Raw genomic sequence first — 16,748 nt, 5'->3', positions numbered from 1 at the left:
AACAGATAAAATGGGGAGAGAGGAACGCAGCGATGATTCGTGAAAAAAGAAATAAGGAAAAATTAACGGCATATTACAATAAATTCATGGAGGACGGTATCGTCGATCCCAATGTGCATCCGTGGGTGGCGGAATCCTGGCAGCGCTGCCGGGCTCTTCATCTGCCTCATGAAACGATGCCCAAGATCAACCGCCTGACCCGGGAACAGATCATTGAGCATCAGAAGGCCCATGCCCAGATCGTAGAGTATGTGGACGGGTTGTATGAACAGAACAAACAGCATTTTAACGCCCATAATCTGAGCATGCTGCTGATTGACGACCAGGGTTATGTTATCAAAAATTATGCCATGCCGTTTTTCCAGCGGGTAATTGAAGATATCCAGGGGATGCGCGTGTTGGAAGGCGATGTAGGAACTTCCAGTATCAGTATAGCCCGGGAACATAATGTGCCTTTCCTGATGTTCGGCCCGGAAATGTGGATCCGGGAAAGCCATAACGGGGATGCCTGCAGTGCACCTATCTGTGTGCAGGGCAAGATCCGTTATATTCTGTCTTTCTGCTCCGTGGATCAGAGCGAACTTCCCTATGACCTTCTGTTATCGCTGTTGCTGACCATGAAATATTCCCTGGAACGGTATCTGGAAATGCTGGTCTACTGGAACGTGCAAAAGATGATCCTGAACGAATTGCCGGTCAGTGTTTACTGGCTGAACCGGGACGAAAAGATACAGTATTGTAATGAAAACGGAAAACAACGTCTGGACGGAAAAAATTCTCTGGCTGACGTGTTCCTGAACTATGAACATATCCCGGTTCGCCAGACGCTGGCAGGAAAGCCTGTATACCGCCGTGAAATCACCTGGATCACCCAGGACAAGACTTATGAAGATGTTACGACAACGCTGCCGGTAAAAGTAGGGAATAATGTGGAAGGGGCCGTCATCCTGTCCATGTCCATCGAGGACCTGAAAACTACGATCGCCCATGCGACCGGGTACAGCAGCCGGTACAGCTTATACAGTATGGTTGGCGAAACGGCGGAATTCCTGGCGCTGCAGCATAAGGCTACACGGATCGCCCGGGCAGATACCAATATTCTCCTGCAGGGTGAGCCGGGAACCGGCAAACAGCGGCTGGCCCACGGCATCCATCAGGCCAGCGCCCGGGCAGCGGCCCCCCTGCTTGTAGTGAAATGTTCCGATGAATCGCCTGAGGTCATGGAAGAAGAATTTTTCGGAAGGACGGACGGGGATAACCTGCCTGCGGCCGGTAAACTGGAACTGGCTATGGGCGGTACCCTGTTTATTGATGAGGTGGAAAAGCTCCCGGTAGAACTGGGAGACCGGCTGGCAGATGCATTAAAAGAAGGCCTGCCTGTCCGCGGATCGGGAGAACGGAAGAAGCTGAATGTCCGTGTAATCGCGGCCTGTGACAGTAATCTGAAGCGTCTGGCTGACAAGGGGCTTTTCAGCCGAAGGCTGTTTGAAATGCTTTTGGATACGGTTATGCGGATCCCGCCGCTGCGGGAGCGGGTGAAAGATATTTCCATCCTGGCAAACCATATACTGGCGGAAATGAGCGCCCAGTATAATATGCCCCAGAAGCATCTTACGCCGGAAGCGCTGAAAATACTGACCGGCTTCAGCTGGCCCGGTAATATCAAGCAGCTGCAGGGGGTCATCGAACGGGCTTTCTTCCATGTGCCCGGCACAGTAATCGAGGCGGAAGACATTAAAATGCCGGTGGATAAGACATTGGAAAAATCCTGGAAATATGACAAGGAAGCCTTTATCTCCGTGTGGAAAGCGGCGGGCGGCAATATTTCCAAACTGGCTTCCATGCTGGATGTAAGCCGCGTGACCCTGTACCGGTATCTTAAGAAGTATGAACTGGGACCGATTTCTCCGAGAAAGAAAAAAAAGGAACTCTGACACATGCGTTTACGAAAGAAGCCCTGGATCGAAAAAGCCATGCCGGAAGTGATGGAGGCAGGCTTTTTATACCGGAAAGATATAGAAAAGTTTAAAGGCCGCTGGCAGGAGCGGTTTCCCGGCAGGGAGATCTGTCTGGAAATCGGCTGCGGCAAAGGCGGGTTTATTACGGGGATGGCTGCGCTGCATCCCGAAAAGGCATTTATCGGAATCGAGACCCAGTTTGACATTTCCTATTACCCGGCAAGGAAAGCGATGGAAAACGGGCTGGATAATATGGTGATCATCAATGCGGACGCCGCGTATATGGAAGATTGGTTCGCACCGGGTGAGATTCGTACCCTGTACCTGAATTTCAGCGATCCCTGGCCGAAAGCCAGACAGGCGAAACGCCGTCTGACCCACCGGAATTTCCTGGGACTGTACCTGAAGCTGCTGGGGGTGGGAGGCCGTCTGTTTTTTAAGACAGATAACCGGAAACTGTTTGATTTTTCCGTGGAAGAATTTAAAGAATTCGGTATGGAGATACGGGAACTGTCATACGATCTGCATCACAGCGGGTACCGCAACGAAGTGCAGACAGAATATGAAAAGAAATTCAGTGCACTGGGAACGCCGATCAACTACTGTGCCGCAGTGTTCACGAAAGAGTCCGGCAAGGTGGAAACCCGCCCGCCGAAGAATATCCGTCCGGCGGGAACCGGGGATGTCTCCGGCTGACTTCCATATTCATTTTGACTGTCCTATAGATACAGATGTTCAGCTTCAGCTTTTTTCTGCAAGGAAAGAGGATATATACACATTATGCGAGAACGATTCATGTTATGGGAAAATCCCAAAGACGCCATTATCACGCTGATGATCCTGCTGATGGTCATCGGCTGCGTCAATGTGTTCAGCGCCAGCTTCGTCAGGGCGGAGGCCATGACCGGGAATCCCTACCATTTCCTGGTCCGGTATCTGGGATATGCTGCCGTGGGCGGACTGGTATTTTGGGTTACTGCGTTTCGCGTAAACTATAAACGTATGATGAGCCCGCGGTTCTATATGGTCATTGCCTGGGTCACGGTTCTGTTGCTGGCGGCGACGCTGGGCATCGGGACCGTGGTCAACGGTTCCCGCCGCTGGATCTACATTGCAGGGTTTTCCCTGCAGGCGTCAGAACTGGCCAAGGTGTCCGTCATCCTGATGGCTGCTTCCTTTTTGGGAGACCGGCTGCAAAAGGGACAGAAAGTAAGTTTGCTGGGATATCCCTCTAATCAGGCGCTGCTGATCACAATTCTTTTTGCGGGGCTGATCTTCCTGCAGCCGGACATGGGGACGGCGACCATCGTGCTTGCCCTGATGCTGGGCATGTATGTGCTGGCGGGGATTCCCAAAAAGCAGATCCTGTCTCTGGGAGGGCTTGGCGTTCTGATCTGCGCGCTGGCCATGATGGCTCCGTACCGTCGGGCCCGTATCTTCCTCTGGCTGGATCCCTGGAAGGATGCCCAGGGCGGCGGTTACCAGATGACCCAGTCTCTGATGGCTATCGGCAGCGGCGGACTGACAGGGCTTCCCTGGGGACAGGGGTCCAGTAAGTTCTTTTATCTGCCGGAAGCCCATACCGACTTTGCTTTTGCTATTTTTTGCCAGGAATGGGGCTATATAGGCGCGCTGTTTTTAATCGCCTGTTTTGTAATGATGGCCTGGGCCATGGTGACGATCGCAATGAATACGAAAGACCGGAGAGGATATATGCTGGTGGCGGGCGCGACATTTTTCCTGATCGGGCAGGCTGCCGCCAATATGGCTATGGTTACCGGTCTGTTTCCGGTTATCGGTGTGCCGCTGATGTTTATCAGCTACGGCGGCACGTCGCTGATTGCCAATATGTTTACCATGGGCCTGGTGATCGGGGTTTACCGTAACGAAAGCGCCCGGGAGAGTATGGAAGAACGGATCGCAGCCGGGCTTCCTCCTACGGAAGACAGCAGGCTGAGGGTGGTTTCCTCCAACCGTTACAGGAGGCCATTCTGATGAAAAAGATAAAATTTACGCTAAGTGACAGCCGGAACCGGCTGCTGATTCTGGGTGGCCTCATTTTGTGCCTGTTCATCGCCGTGGCCATTAAATTACTGTGGATCCAGATCGTCAGTGGTACGGAACTGGGGAAACGTGCTACCATACAGGTTACAGACAAGATCAAGCGGCATACGCCCCGGGGACGGATCGTGGACCGGAACGGGGAAGAACTTGCCGTCAGCATCATGGTGCACTCCCTGTATGTGAATCCCGATGAGATGAACAAGAGCGCCAAACCCGGCAAACAGCAGACCGAATACCGGGATATCCCCCGGATCGCGGCCCAGAAGCTGGCGCCGGTTTTGAATATCAGCGAAGCGGCGTTGTATGAAGACTTTACATTAAAAGGCCAGTTCGTCTGGATCAAGCGCATGCTGGAACCCAAAGATTACGAACAGGTCGTAAAGATTATAAAAGAAAACAAGCTGCCGGGTCTGCATTTCATTTCGGAAAGCAAACGGTATTATACGAAAAAATCCATGGCAGCCCAGGTGCTGGGCTTCGTCGGGACGGATGACAGCGGCCTGTCCGGGCTGGAATTGGCTCTGGATAGCATTTTGAAAGGCGCGGAGACACGACAGACCAAGATGGTGGACGCTATGGGACGGACCATTGCCGACCAGGACACGGATCTGGAGGAGAACCGGGAAAAGACCATGGTGGCCACCGTGTACCTGACCATTGACAGCAAGATGCAGTTTGTCATCGAAGACGCGCTGGATGATGCCATGAAGCGGACAAACGCGGCGGCTGCCGCGGTGCTGATCATGGATCCCCATACCGGAGCGATTTTGGCCATGGGCAGCCGGCCTACCTTTGACCCCAATCATTTCGGGAAATATCCTGCCTCCAACTGGCTGAACCGGGCTATCTCCATCATTTACGAACCCGGCTCTGTATTCAAGCCAATCGTAGGCACCATGGGCCTGTCGGAGGGCATTGTCACCCCGGATACGCCCATTAACGATACCGGTTCCATCCGCATTGCGGACCGGGTCATCAGCAACTGGGACGATACGGGCATGGGCCTGTGTAAATTTGAAGACGTCATCAAATATTCCATTAACACCGGCATGGTGCAGCTGGGGATGAAGCTGGGGGCTGAACGGGAAATCGCATGGGCGAAAAAATACGGCTTCGGGACAGCCACCGGTATCGAACTTCCCAGCGAGGAAGACGGGATACTGTACGACCCCAAGAACATGTATGAACCGGATATTGCCACCCTGGCCATCGGACAGGGCATTGCGGTGACGCCGTTACAGGAACTGCGGGCCATCTGCGCCATCGCCAACGGCGGGGACCTGCTGAAACCCTATATCATTGACCGGATCGTAGCGCCGAACGGCGAGGTGATCCGCAAAGGCAAGAAGCAGGTGGTGCGGAATGTCATCAAGCCGGAAGTAGCAGCCCAGATGCGGACCATGATGGAAAAGGTGGTCAGCGAGGGCGGCGGTAAGACCGCCCGGATCAAAGGCTACCGGATCGCAGGCAAGACGGGTACGGCCCAGAAGATTGCCGAACAGGGCGGTTATGCGGCAGGGAAATATATTGCTTCCTTTGTCGGTTTTGTACCGGCGGATAAACCACAGTATGCCATGCTGGTCATGCTGGATACGCCCCGGGGGGCATTCTACGGTTCCCAGGTGTCCGCGCCTATCTTCCGCGACACCCTGCAGCAGATCCTGGTGGCCAAGGGCATCCAGCCCAGCAACAGCGAAGGCCTTCCCAGTTTTGAAGCTCATATGAAACCGGGGCAGCGGGAAAAACCGGAAAAAGCGCTGCCGTCCCTGAAGCCGAAAGGAAAGAACTGGATCGTGCCGGACTTTTCCGGTTTTGATGCCCGGGCTATCACCGGCGAACTGCAGAAAGGAAACCTGGTGCTGGAGCCCTACGGCTCTGGAAAAGCTTATCAGCAGAGGCCTGCCGGCGGGACGGAAGTGGAACCGGGAACAAAAATAGAAATCTGGTTTCAGTAAATGAGATTTTAGGGTATAATAGAAGCGCGAAACCGCAAATTGCGTGTTTAAACAAGTACATAATAGTTAGAATTATAAAACCAGTATGAGGGGATTCAGGAGAAGAGAAGGAGGATGCAGCCATGTTGTCTGATATTGAAATTGCCCAGCAGGTGAAAATGCAGTCTGTTACGGAGATTGCGGAAAAATTGGGGATCGCGCAGGACGATCTGGAATTGTACGGAAAATATAAAGCCAAACTTTCCTATGACCTGATCCGTAAAGTGGAAGACCGGAAACCGGGCAAGCTGGTACTGGTGACCGCGATTACACCTACGCCGGCCGGCGAAGGAAAATCTACTACTACGGTAGGCCTGGCCCAGGGCCTGCAGAAGATTGGCAAAAAAGTAATTGTGGCCTTGCGTGAGCCTTCTCTGGGGCCCTGCTTCGGGATCAAAGGCGGCGCGGCCGGCGGCGGTTACTCCCAGGTTGTGCCCATGGAAGACATCAACCTGCATTTTACCGGCGACTTCCATGCCATCACGTCCGCCCATATGCTGCTGTCCGCCATGCTGGATAACTCCATCCAGCAGGGGAACCCGCTGCACATCGACCCGCGGCGCATCATCTGGAAACGGGTCGTGGATATGAATGACCGGGCTCTGCGGAACATTGTCATCGGCCTGGGCGGCAAAGCACACGGCGTGCCCCGGGAAGACGGCTTCGATATTACGGTGGCCAGTGAAGTCATGGCGATCCTGTGCCTGGCTTCCAACCTGCACGACTTAAAAGAACGGCTGAAACGGATCGTAGTCGCCTATGACTATGACGGAAAACCGGTCACGGCAGAAGACCTGCATGCGGCCGGCGCCATGGCGGCGCTGCTGAAGGATGCGGTGAAACCGAACCTGGTACAGACCCTTGAACACGTACCGGCCATCATCCACGGCGGCCCCTTTGCCAACATCGCCCACGGCTGCAACAGTGTAATGGCTACCCGTACGGCCCTGCGTCTGGCAGACTTCACCATTACGGAAGCCGGATTCGGCGCCGATCTGGGCGCGGAGAAATTCTTCGACATCAAATGCCGTCAGGCTGGCCTGGCCCCGGACGCCTGCGTGCTGGTAGCTACGGTGCGCGCCCTGAAGATGCACGGCGGCGTAGCCAAGGCAGACCTGAAAGAACCTAACGTGGAAGCCGTGAAGAAAGGCCTGCCGAATCTGGGCAAGCATATCGAAAACATTTTCAAATTCGGCGTGCCTGTAGTGGTTGCCATCAATATCTTTGCCCAGGATACCAAGGAAGAGCTGCAGGCAGTCTATGATTACTGCGCCGGCATGGGCGTCAACGTAGCCCTCAGCGACGTATTCGCCAAAGGCGGCGAAGGCGGCGTGGAACTGGCCAAAGAAGTGGTTGCCCTGGCGGAAAGCGGCATGGCCCGCTTCAAACCGGTATACCCGCTGGAGATGCCGCTGCGTAAAAAAGTGGAAACCATTGTGAAAGAAATTTACGGCGGCGACCGGGTAGAATTCCAGGCCAAAGCGGCCCAGGCCCTGGATCAGTACGAAAAAGAAGGCTACGGTAATCTGCCGGTCTGCATGGCCAAGACCCAGTACTCCTTGTCGGATAATCCGGCCCTGTTAGGCGCTCCATCCGGTTTCACCGTGAACGTGAAGAACGCCAAAATCAGCGCCGGCGCCGGCTTTATCGTCATTTATACCGGCGACATCATGACCATGCCGGGCCTGCCCAAGAAACCGGCGGCGGAAAACATCGACGTAACGGATGAGGGCAAGATCAGCGGCCTGTTCTGATGATTACGCCTTGTGATAAGGGAACTGACGAATTGACGGATATTCCCTGTAATCAGGGAACATTGGTGACGGAATAAAATTGAGACCGGCAGATACTCCTGTCGGTCTCTTGTTGTCGAAAGGGAACTACACATGGAAACACTAATGATGAGTGGCCGCCCGGTGGCGGATGAATATAAAGAACAAATCAAAGAAAAAGTGGAAGAAGCCCGCGTAACAGGCAAACAGGTTACCCTTGCGATCGTAACGGTGGGGGAAGATCCCGCTTCCTTTGTGTACCGGAAACGCCTGCTGAAGATGACTGAAAGCCTGGGCATCGGCAGCCGCTGTGTGGAACTGCCGGGAACCGCCACTACGGAAGAAGTGATCGCGGCGGTCCGGAAGCTGAACGGGGATCCGGATATTTCCGGTATCCTGCCCATGATGCCCATGCCGAAGCAGGTGGATGGGGAAGCGGTGGGCGCAGCCCTGGCCCCGGAAAAAGACATGGACTGCCTGAACCCGTCTAACGGCGGGGCCCTGCTGATGGGCAAAGGCCGCTGGGCTGCCTGTACGCCCCGGGCCTGCATGGCGATCCTGAAGTTTTACAAGATTTCTTTGGACGGAAAACATGCGGTTGTATTAGGACGCAGCAACGTGGTAGGCAAACCGGTGGCGCTGCTGCTGCTGCAGGAAAACTGCACTGTTACCGTCTGCCATTCCCATACAAAAAACCTGCCGGAAGTAGTACGGCAGGCGGATATTATTGTGGCGGCTATCGGTAAAGCCGGCTTTGTGACACCGGATATGGTGAAACCCGGCGCGGTGATTGTGGATGTGGGCATCAACGTGACCGAAAACGGGATTGCAGGGGATGTGGCGCCGGACGTGGCGGAGAAAGCCTCGGCCTTTACCCCGGTGCCCGGCGGTGTCGGCGTGGTCAGCAACGTGATGATGATGGACGCGCTGATCCGGAATCTGTAAGGTAGGGAGCCATGCGCAAACTTTACGGGGTGGCGGCCCTGGCTTTTACCGGGCTGATTTTTTACAATTCCAGCCTGCCGGCAGAACTCAGCGATGAAACCAGCTATTTTTTCGTGAACCTGATTGCCGGGATCAATTCCTTTCTGGACAAACCGGTGCCGCTGCCGGCGATGAATCATTATATCCGCAAGACGGCGCATTTTACGGAGTACTTTGTACAGGCGCTGTTATTGTGCAACGCTTTTCAGTCCGCCCGCACAGACCGTAAAAACGCCCACGGTTATATCTTGCTCCTGTCGCTGATGACAGCGGTGCTTGACGAGTATATCCAGCTGTTTTCACCGGGGCGGAGCGGCCAGGTGACGGATATCATGCTGGATTTCTCAGGCGGCTTCAGCGGCTGGCTGGTCTTTCAGCTGTGGAAACGGATAAAACAGTAAGGCTGTAGAAGCGAAAGGAATTTATTGAATATAATTGTATAAAATAAAACAGCAGCGCCGGGGAATACATAAGCAAAACATTGTGAGCGTTTGCGAAATTTCGTGAGATGAAATGAGCCGGCTGTGGCGAGACTGTCTGAGGGCGAAGCCCGAGTTTCGAAGCCACAGGCGAATGAATCCATGAAATAGCAAACGGGAACAGTTTTGCGATGTATTCCCCGGCGCTGCGTTTTAACTTTTAAAAAATTTTAAATTCCGATCACCACACCGCCGCCATGTCCGTGGTGGTGGCCATGGCCCCAGCCGATGCCGATGCCGATCCCGATGGGGAACCCGCCGCCGGACCGCCGGTTTTCTTCCCGGGCTGCGTCTTTTTCATCCATTACGGTGAAAGAAAGGACCTTGCTTGTTGAAAAGTTACCGATCTCTACTTCGGCCAATACGTCGGCTTTGCCGCGGGATACGCCATAGACCCACTGCTGGCCGTGCTCATCCGTTTGGATCGTCAGCATATTTTCATTGAGACTGGTCAGCGTCAGGTTATAAGGGATGTTGCCGGGGACCCGGATCAACACTTTGCCTACGCCGTCTATCGGTATTTTTTTATAAGCGGGATAGACTTCCACCTTTTCCAGCAGCTTTTCCGTGGTTCCTTCCAGCAGTTCTGTCCGGTTTTCCCCGGGAAAGCGCCGGAACACACAGCTCTGGTCTTTGGCCAGCAGGAAATCTCCCGCAGCACCAGTGGAACCGGGATGGAATGCCCTGACATGGTAGAAATAATCGCCAGTCAGGACTTTATCCATACGATAGCTGTATTCCACCTGAGGATCCAGGCCTGTTTCTTCCGGATTGATGTTCAGCAGTGTTGCTACCGCCTGGTCCAGCTTTTTACCGCTGGTAATATAATAATCAGAAAGGGCTTTTTCCTGTGCGGCCCGACGTACGGCAGGCGCCTTTGCCGCAGGCACGACGGCGCCATCTTTATAGGTCTGCGCGGAAGAATCTGCTTTCCGGATATCAGCGGCGCCGGCACATACAGGAACAGCCAGCACTGCGGCAAGGACGGACAGTGTTAAAAGGCGCGCGGCCATCTGTTTCCATTTTTTCATGGTAAGAAACCTCCCTATCTGTGTTTTTGTGGTTTCGTATTGATCTGTGTCTCCCTAATACTCTGACTTACGATAACTTGAAATGACTAATACCTGACCTTACTATTTATTATAAAGATAAAATTAAATTTTGACAAATGCATGGCAAAACCAAAGTTTCCTATAAATTGTGAAAGCCCCCTGTCGCACAACAGGGGGCTTTGCATAGGGGAGAAAATGTATTGTCTTTTCGAATCAGTTTTTTGGAATCAGGATGTTACCGGCAATCAGATTACACCGGGCGGGGTTCTTTGGGACCCTGACCGTCGTGCGGTCCCCTGTGTCCTCTCGGTCCTGGTACTCCCTGGCCGGGACCGGGGCCGAAACGGTGATGGTCTTTCTTCCATTGCTCTTTTTCTTCCGGAGTCATCTGTTTCCATTTCTTCCAGAAGGCCTCCATACGTTCCTGCTGGCGTTTATCCCGCTCCAGGAAGCGTTCTTTTTCTTCCGGGGTCATATTTTTGGTACGGTTTTTCACCATCTGGTCGTGTTTCTGTTTAAAATACTCATGCCGTTCGTCTTCCGTCATTTTGGCGATTTTTTCACGTTCGGCTTTTTTCGCGGCCTGACGTTTTTCAAAGGCTTTCTTTTCGTCTTCGGTCATGTTTTTCATGCGTTCTTCATTGACGCGGTTGATAAAGTTCTCGGTAGCTTCACGCCGTTCCAGGTCAGACATGCTCTGCCAGTTTGCAAAGAACTGTTCCCGTTCTCTGGCTAACTGCTGACGCTGTTCCTGAGTCAGTTTGCCGGGCCGGTCCTTCTTTTCCCCGTGGTGTCTGTGGAATTCTCCTTTGTGGTGACCGGGTCCGCCGAGGGAACCTTCGCCGCCATGGGGTCCGTGGAACTTGTCATGGTGATGGCCGGGACCCGGTTTGCCATGGTGTCCGTGGTGCGGACCGGGTTTATGATGCCCATCCTTGTGGATACCGAAGGGGGGATGGCCTTTTTCCATATCCGGCGCCTGCTGTTCGATTTTATTGTTGTAATCCAATCCTCTCTGCTGGGTTGCGGCATCTTCCGCTTCCGTAGCGGCAAATGCGGAGCCTGCCAGTACAGTGGCCAATACGCCTGCAGCAACTAAGCTCTTTTTCCAGTATTTAAACATGTTCATCTCTCCTTCTTTTTTATTTTTTCTGTCTTTTGCGTCTGCGTTTCCGGAACCGGAAGGCATTACGGCATGTTGAGTTCAGAAAGGTTTCCGGACAGTAGCGGTGTCATGAATTAAACCTGCCTGTGTGCCTTCTGTTCATGCTCATATTACTTGCAATTTATGACAAAACCATGTTTTTTTCCAAACAAAAATATGTTTTTCCTTTTGATGTTTTTGATGTATAATTAATCTGTATAAGTATCTTTGTAAGTCTGCAACGAGGGGGGCTGCATATGAACAAAGTATTGATTGCGGACGATAATGCGCAAATAACAAAAGTATTGAAAGATTACGCTGCCAAAGAAGGCTGGGGCAGCTATATTGCCTATGACGGGGACGAGGCGCTACGCCTGTTCCGGGAATTTTCCAGAGAGATCAGCATTGTTTTTCTGGACGTCATGATGCCGAAAAAAGACGGTTTTTCCGTATGTAAAGCCATCCGGGCTACGTCCCAGGTGCCTGTAATCATGATCACAGCCCGGAGCGAAGACGCGGATAAAATTCTGGGACTGGACATCGGGGCAGATGACTATATCGTGAAACCGTTCAGCGCGGCAGAGGTCATGGCCCGTGCCCGGGCGATCCTGCGGCGGATTCCCCAGCAGGAGGAGAATAAATCCCGTAAACTGACCGTTGCCAACCTGAGTATTGATATTGATAATTATATGGTTACCATTGATGGGACGGAAGTGCCCCTGACCAAACGGGAAAAGGAACTGCTCTGGCTGCTGGCGTCCAATTCCAAAAAGGTCTTTTCCCGGGACAACCTGCTGGACAGTCTCTGGGGATACGATTATTTCGGGGACAGCCGTACGGTGGATTCCCATATAAAACGATTGCGTGCCAAACTGGACGCCTTTGAACATCCCGGCTGGGCCGTGAAGACGATCTGGGGTGTGGGCTACCGGTTCGAAATCGCGGAGAAGTAAAAATTGTTCCGTTCGTGACCGGGTTTACGGACGGATGCCATCCGGTAGTTTTAGCCGTTTTGTTGCAGCGGCGGAATGGAGAGGGAAATGTTTAAGAGTAAAATAGCTGCGAAGTTGGCGGCCTATTTTGCGCTGGCCATTTTAGTATTCGCGTTTGTCATGGCCTTTTCGTTCGGCCATTTTTTCCGGGAGAACTTCATTGAACGGCAGCAGCGCTCGCTGGCCCACAGGGCAGCCAGCGTAGCGGCCATTATGGGGGACAATCTGGAGCGCTCCCGGTTGCGGGAAGCAAATGAAAAGAATACCGGAAACGCTGACGCCCGTGCTGCAAACAACGCTGGCAGCGGCACGGAGACTCCTGCTGTTTTCGGGCAGGATGCGGCGGGGAAAGCAAATCCGGATTCCGGAGGCAAGGCGGTGAATCCGGCCACCCTGTTGCGCTCCCGCCGGCTGATCGCCTATGTCAATATTATTACGGCAGACGATGTCTGGGTGGCAAACAAGGATGGGGAGATCGTGATGCGGACTCATATCCCGGAAGGGGATATGAAAGAAGTTCCCTACAATATCCGGGGTCGTGTGGAACACCATAACGGTCCCCAGGGACGGGATATCCCTCCTGTCTTTGAAGGTACTACTACGGTTAATTCCCTCCCACAGGTCTACCGGGACATGTTCCGCAAAGGCTTCAGGGGAGAATCCTCTGTACGGGAGGAATTTGACAAACGGATCAATGAGATGATGGTCCTGGCCGCGGCTCCTGTTTATGACAAAAATGGTGGAGTAGAGGGAGTCCTGATGCTGCGGGTGCCGGTATTTGGCCTGCGGCATGCATTCTATGAGGCGCTGGAAGTCTTCGGCGGCTGCCTGGTTCTGGCACTGATCCTGGCGCTGGCGACGGCCTGGTTCCTGTCCCTGAAATTTACCAGACCGCTGAACAAGATGAAAGATACGGCAGAAAAACTGGCTGCCGGCGATTATACAGCCCGGTGCTTTGTGCAGCAGAATGATGAGATTGGCGAACTGGCTGCCACTTTGGACAGTATGGCCGGGAAACTGGAGCAGGCCGACAGGGAAACACGGAAAACGGAAAAACTGCGGAAAGAATTTATCGCCAATATTTCCCACGAGCTGCGTACGCCGGTCACGGTGGTACGGGGCAGCCTGGAAGCGCTGCGGGATAAGGTGGTGACGGAACCGGCCGATGTGGAACGGTATTATGATACCATGTACAGCGAGACCCTGTTCCTGCAACGGCTGATCAACGACCTGCTGGATCTGTCCCGCCTGCAGAATGTGGATTTTCCCATTGAAAAGGAACCGCTGAACTTCTGCGAAGTGGTACAGGGCGCTGTGCGAAGTGCCCGCCATCTGGCCAGAGAAAAAAATATTACCGTGGACTGCCAGCTGGATACGCCGGTCTATAAGATGACGGGTGATTTCGGACGGCTGAACCAGATGCTGATGATTTTTTTGGACAATGCCGTGAAATTCAGCCCGGAGAACAGCTCCATCGAAGTAAAGCTGACGAACCGGCGCCTGACCATTGCGGATCACGGGCCCGGTATCAAAAGCGAGGATCTGCTGCATGTGTTTGACCGCTTCTACAAGACGAGAGGGGAGGACAATAAATCCGGCAGCGGACTGGGGCTGGCGATAGCCCGGGAAATTGCGGAACGGCATGTCATTGCTGCCATGATGCAAAGTGAGTACGGCAAGGGTACTACTGCGGTGCTGGAGCTGCCGAAACCGGAAGAACTCAGTGCAGAAGAAAAGGCGGAAGCGGGTTTTTGCTAAAAGACAGACTGCAGGAGCCGGTCATCGTGCAGACGGACGAATCGGTGTTTCCGTAACATAACATTTTGTTCAATTCAGGAGTTCTTACATGGAGTACGGTTGTAAAAATAAAATGGTACTGATTACCGGCGGGACCAGCGGGATCGGACTGGCCGCCGCCCGGGCCTTCTGGCTGGACGGGGCCGCTGTCTGTATCGTCGGCAGGGACCGTACAAGGGGCATGAAAGCGCTGGCGGAAATCGCCGGATGCAAGGACCCGGAGTCTGTGGTTTTTCCCGGTTTGCAGGAAGAAACGGATACATTCAGCGCTGCAGACGGGCCGGGCAAAGACGGGTCCGGAGCGCGGGACAGTTCCCTGCCGGGTACTGCCGAAGACCGGGCAAGACTTCGCTATATACATGCGGATGTGACGAAGCCGGCGGACTGCCGTATGGCGGCTGCCATAGCCGGGTATTGCGGGAAAGACCGGATCGATATCCTGGTGAACAGCGCCGGGATCTATCAGGAGAAACGGATAGAGAATGTTTCGGTGGCGGATTATAACCGCATCATGGATGTTAACGTCAAGGGAACCCTGCTTATGATACAGGCCTGCCAGCCGTATATGCTTCCTCACGGCGAAGCGGAAAACAGTGCAGCGCCAGACACAGATGCAGTAACCGGAACGGACGCTGCAATGCCGGAACCGGCGGTCGAAAATACGGGCAGCGCTACGGCATCCCGGGACCGCTGCATCATCAACATAGCCAGTGACGCGGGGATCGGAGGCAATTACGGCTGCCCCGTGTACTGTGCATCCAAAGGTGCCGTGGTGTCCCTGACCAAAGCACTGGCACTGGATCTGGCGCCGGATATCCGGATTAACTGCATCTGTCCGGGAGACGTGGATACGCCGTTGCTGACAGCCCAGCTGACAGCGGCGGACGGAGGGTATACCAAGGAAGACATGGGTGAGGGCTATCCGTTGGGGCGGATCGCGGCGGCGGAAGAAGTCGCCCATGTGATCTGCAGTGTGGCTTCCCCGGCTAATTCCTTCATGACGGGAGCAGTGATTCCCGTGGATGGCGGGCTGACCGCGGCAGGATGAAGGGAAAAGCAGGATGAAGTCCACGGCAGACTGGAAAAGACCGGAAGGTTTGCGGCTTTTTACACAATAATCAATAATGATTAAAGAATCTTTTACGTATGCGTATGTGTGATTCCGGAGAGAATATCATGGATAAAAACCAGCCGATCGGCGTCATTGATTCCGGGGTAGGCGGACTGAGCGTCTTGCGTGCATTGCAGAAGGCCATGCCCCATGAAACTTTTTTATATCTGGGGGATACGGCCCGGGCACCGTACGGAACCCGCAGCCGGGAAACCATCACCGCATTTGTGGCGCAGATGACGGACTGGCTGGAGAAAAAACGCATCAAACAGCTGGTGGCGGCCTGTAATACCATCACCGTGCTGGGAACGGATGTGATCCGGGGCACCCATTCCTTCCCCGTGATCGGTATGTCCAAAGGCGCGGAGCTGGTGCTGAAGACTACCAAGAACAAGCATATCGGCCTGATGGCCACGGACTTCACCGTCGGGATCGGGGCGCACCGTAAAGAAATCCGGGCGGCGGACCCTGCCGCAGAGGTCTACGGGGTAGGCTGTACAAAATTTGTCCCGCTGATTGAAGGAAACCGGTTTGGCAGTCCGGAACTGGAAGCGGCCATTGCTGAATATGCGGAGGCTTTGAAGGCAAAAGAGGTGGATACCGTGATTCTGGGCTGCACCCACTATCCTTTCGTGAAAGAGTATCTGGAAGCAGCCTTCGGGCCGGGGGTAACCATCATCGACCCGGCGGAGGCAACGGCGATGCAGGCGAAAGCAGAGCTGGAGCAGCGCGGTCTGCTCCGGACAGAAGGACAGGGAAGCTGTACTGTGTGCTTTACCGGCGATGTGGGTAAGGGAAAACTCCTGGCAGAGCGCATGCTGAATCTGGAAACCTGTGAATTTAAGAGGATAGAACTTGTTTGATCAGCGTTTCCCTAAACTTTGGTTTCCGGAACGCCCCGTAATGGTTCCCGGCATTTAACTTTTAATAAGAATCAGTTTTAGTTTTTTTCCCTTTTTGTACGTTTTTATTTTCAACAGCAGGAAAAAGTGGTATAATATAGAAGTTAGTTATAGGGTAGGGCGACTATGCCCATAATTCCTTTTGGCTTCAATGAAATAAAAATATAAAAGTTACAAAGGTGGTGAGTTGTGAATGTCCATACTGGATGAAATCAAGGCGGCTGAGGCTGCTGCCGCACAGGCGAAGAAAGAAGCTGCCCTGACCAGTCGCAATCTTCTGCGGGACGCGGAGGAGGCAGCCAACCGTGAGGCCGCTGCCATGATCACCGAAGCCCGTGCCGCTGCAAAGGATACTGTTGCCAAGGCCGAAGCACATGCCAAGGTCCAGGCAAAAGACCTGATCGCAGAGCGGGCCAGAGCCGACCGCGCATTGGCGGCAGCCGCGGAAGAGAAGCTTCCAGATGCTGTAGCTTACATTGTAGAAAGGGTTGTGGTTTAG

Annotated in this window: 14 protein-coding genes; 12 read left to right on the top strand and 2 right to left on the bottom strand. The window is 53.6% G+C overall.

What is annotated here, in order from left to right; all coding sequences use genetic code 11:
* Nucleotides 1-32: 32 nt before the first annotated feature.
* The 7 genes from ACZOWY_RS05480 to ACZOWY_RS05450 all read left to right on the top strand — a co-directional run bounded on the left by ACZOWY_RS05480 (nucleotide 33) and on the right by ACZOWY_RS05450 (nucleotide 9,173).
* Nucleotides 33-1,934 (top strand): sigma-54-dependent Fis family transcriptional regulator, encoded by a 1,902-nt coding sequence (locus tag ACZOWY_RS05480; RefSeq protein WP_484393635.1) that lies wholly within the window; start codon nucleotides 33-35, stop codon nucleotides 1,932-1,934.
* Between the two features lie 3 nt (nucleotides 1,935-1,937).
* Nucleotides 1,938-2,654, top strand: a complete 717-nt coding sequence (gene trmB / locus ACZOWY_RS05475; protein WP_484393631.1) for a tRNA (guanosine(46)-N7)-methyltransferase TrmB — start codon at nucleotides 1,938-1,940, stop codon at nucleotides 2,652-2,654.
* Between the two features lie 99 nt (nucleotides 2,655-2,753).
* Nucleotides 2,754-3,953, top strand: a complete 1,200-nt coding sequence (locus ACZOWY_RS05470) for an FtsW/RodA/SpoVE family cell cycle protein (protein ID WP_484393629.1) — start codon at nucleotides 2,754-2,756, stop codon at nucleotides 3,951-3,953.
* Entirely contained in the window at nucleotides 3,953-5,977 is a 2,025-nt protein-coding gene (locus ACZOWY_RS05465) for a penicillin-binding transpeptidase domain-containing protein (RefSeq protein ID WP_484393628.1), read from the top strand. The genes ACZOWY_RS05470 and ACZOWY_RS05465 overlap by 1 nt, the downstream gene beginning before the upstream one ends.
* Before the next feature lie 122 nt (nucleotides 5,978-6,099).
* Nucleotides 6,100-7,770, top strand: coding sequence for a formate--tetrahydrofolate ligase (locus ACZOWY_RS05460; protein WP_484393626.1), 1,671 nt, complete (start codon nucleotides 6,100-6,102; stop codon nucleotides 7,768-7,770).
* Nucleotides 7,771-7,902: 132 nt separating this feature from the next.
* The gene (locus ACZOWY_RS05455) at nucleotides 7,903-8,733 is read left to right on the top strand and encodes a bifunctional 5,10-methylenetetrahydrofolate dehydrogenase/5,10-methenyltetrahydrofolate cyclohydrolase (RefSeq protein WP_484393622.1); all 831 of its coding nucleotides are present in this window, start codon (nucleotides 7,903-7,905) and stop codon (nucleotides 8,731-8,733) included.
* An 11-nt stretch (nucleotides 8,734-8,744) separates the two neighbouring features.
* Nucleotides 8,745-9,173 (top strand): VanZ family protein, encoded by a 429-nt coding sequence (locus tag ACZOWY_RS05450; protein ID WP_484393619.1) that lies wholly within the window; start codon nucleotides 8,745-8,747, stop codon nucleotides 9,171-9,173.
* A 248-nt stretch (nucleotides 9,174-9,421) separates the two neighbouring features.
* Here the strand turns inward: ACZOWY_RS05450 and ACZOWY_RS05445 are convergent, their stop codons facing one another.
* Both ACZOWY_RS05445 and ACZOWY_RS05440 read right to left on the bottom strand, forming a co-directional pair.
* Nucleotides 9,422-10,282, bottom strand: a complete 861-nt coding sequence (locus ACZOWY_RS05445; RefSeq protein ID WP_484393618.1) for a hypothetical protein — start codon at nucleotides 10,280-10,282, stop codon at nucleotides 9,422-9,424.
* A 271-nt stretch (nucleotides 10,283-10,553) separates the two neighbouring features.
* On the bottom strand, nucleotides 10,554-11,426 hold the full coding sequence (locus tag ACZOWY_RS05440) for a hypothetical protein (protein WP_484393615.1): 873 nt from the start codon (nucleotides 11,424-11,426) through the stop codon (nucleotides 10,554-10,556).
* 278 nt (nucleotides 11,427-11,704) lie between these two features.
* Between ACZOWY_RS05440 and ACZOWY_RS05435 the strand changes: the two genes are divergently transcribed.
* The 5 genes from ACZOWY_RS05435 to ACZOWY_RS05415 all read left to right on the top strand — a co-directional run bounded on the left by ACZOWY_RS05435 (nucleotide 11,705) and on the right by ACZOWY_RS05415 (nucleotide 16,748).
* Nucleotides 11,705-12,400 (top strand): response regulator transcription factor, encoded by a 696-nt coding sequence (locus ACZOWY_RS05435; protein WP_484393614.1) that lies wholly within the window; start codon nucleotides 11,705-11,707, stop codon nucleotides 12,398-12,400.
* 87 nt (nucleotides 12,401-12,487) lie between these two features.
* Nucleotides 12,488-14,197: a HAMP domain-containing sensor histidine kinase gene (locus ACZOWY_RS05430; protein ID WP_484393611.1), complete on the top strand. Its 1,710-nt coding sequence runs from the start codon at nucleotides 12,488-12,490 to the stop codon at nucleotides 14,195-14,197.
* Between the two features lie 88 nt (nucleotides 14,198-14,285).
* Entirely contained in the window at nucleotides 14,286-15,284 is a 999-nt protein-coding gene (locus ACZOWY_RS05425; RefSeq protein ID WP_484393608.1) for an SDR family NAD(P)-dependent oxidoreductase, read from the top strand.
* 128 nt (nucleotides 15,285-15,412) lie between these two features.
* Nucleotides 15,413-16,210, top strand: a complete 798-nt coding sequence (gene murI, locus ACZOWY_RS05420; protein WP_484393606.1) for a glutamate racemase — start codon at nucleotides 15,413-15,415, stop codon at nucleotides 16,208-16,210.
* Between the two features lie 232 nt (nucleotides 16,211-16,442).
* Complete coding sequence (locus ACZOWY_RS05415) at nucleotides 16,443-16,748, top strand: hypothetical protein (protein WP_484393604.1); 306 nt, start codon at nucleotides 16,443-16,445, stop codon at nucleotides 16,746-16,748.

This window comes from Succiniclasticum sp. (assembly GCF_056977735.1).
The sequence above is the reverse complement of the archived record's forward strand: the minus strand, read 5'-3'. Positions and strand labels throughout refer to the sequence as shown.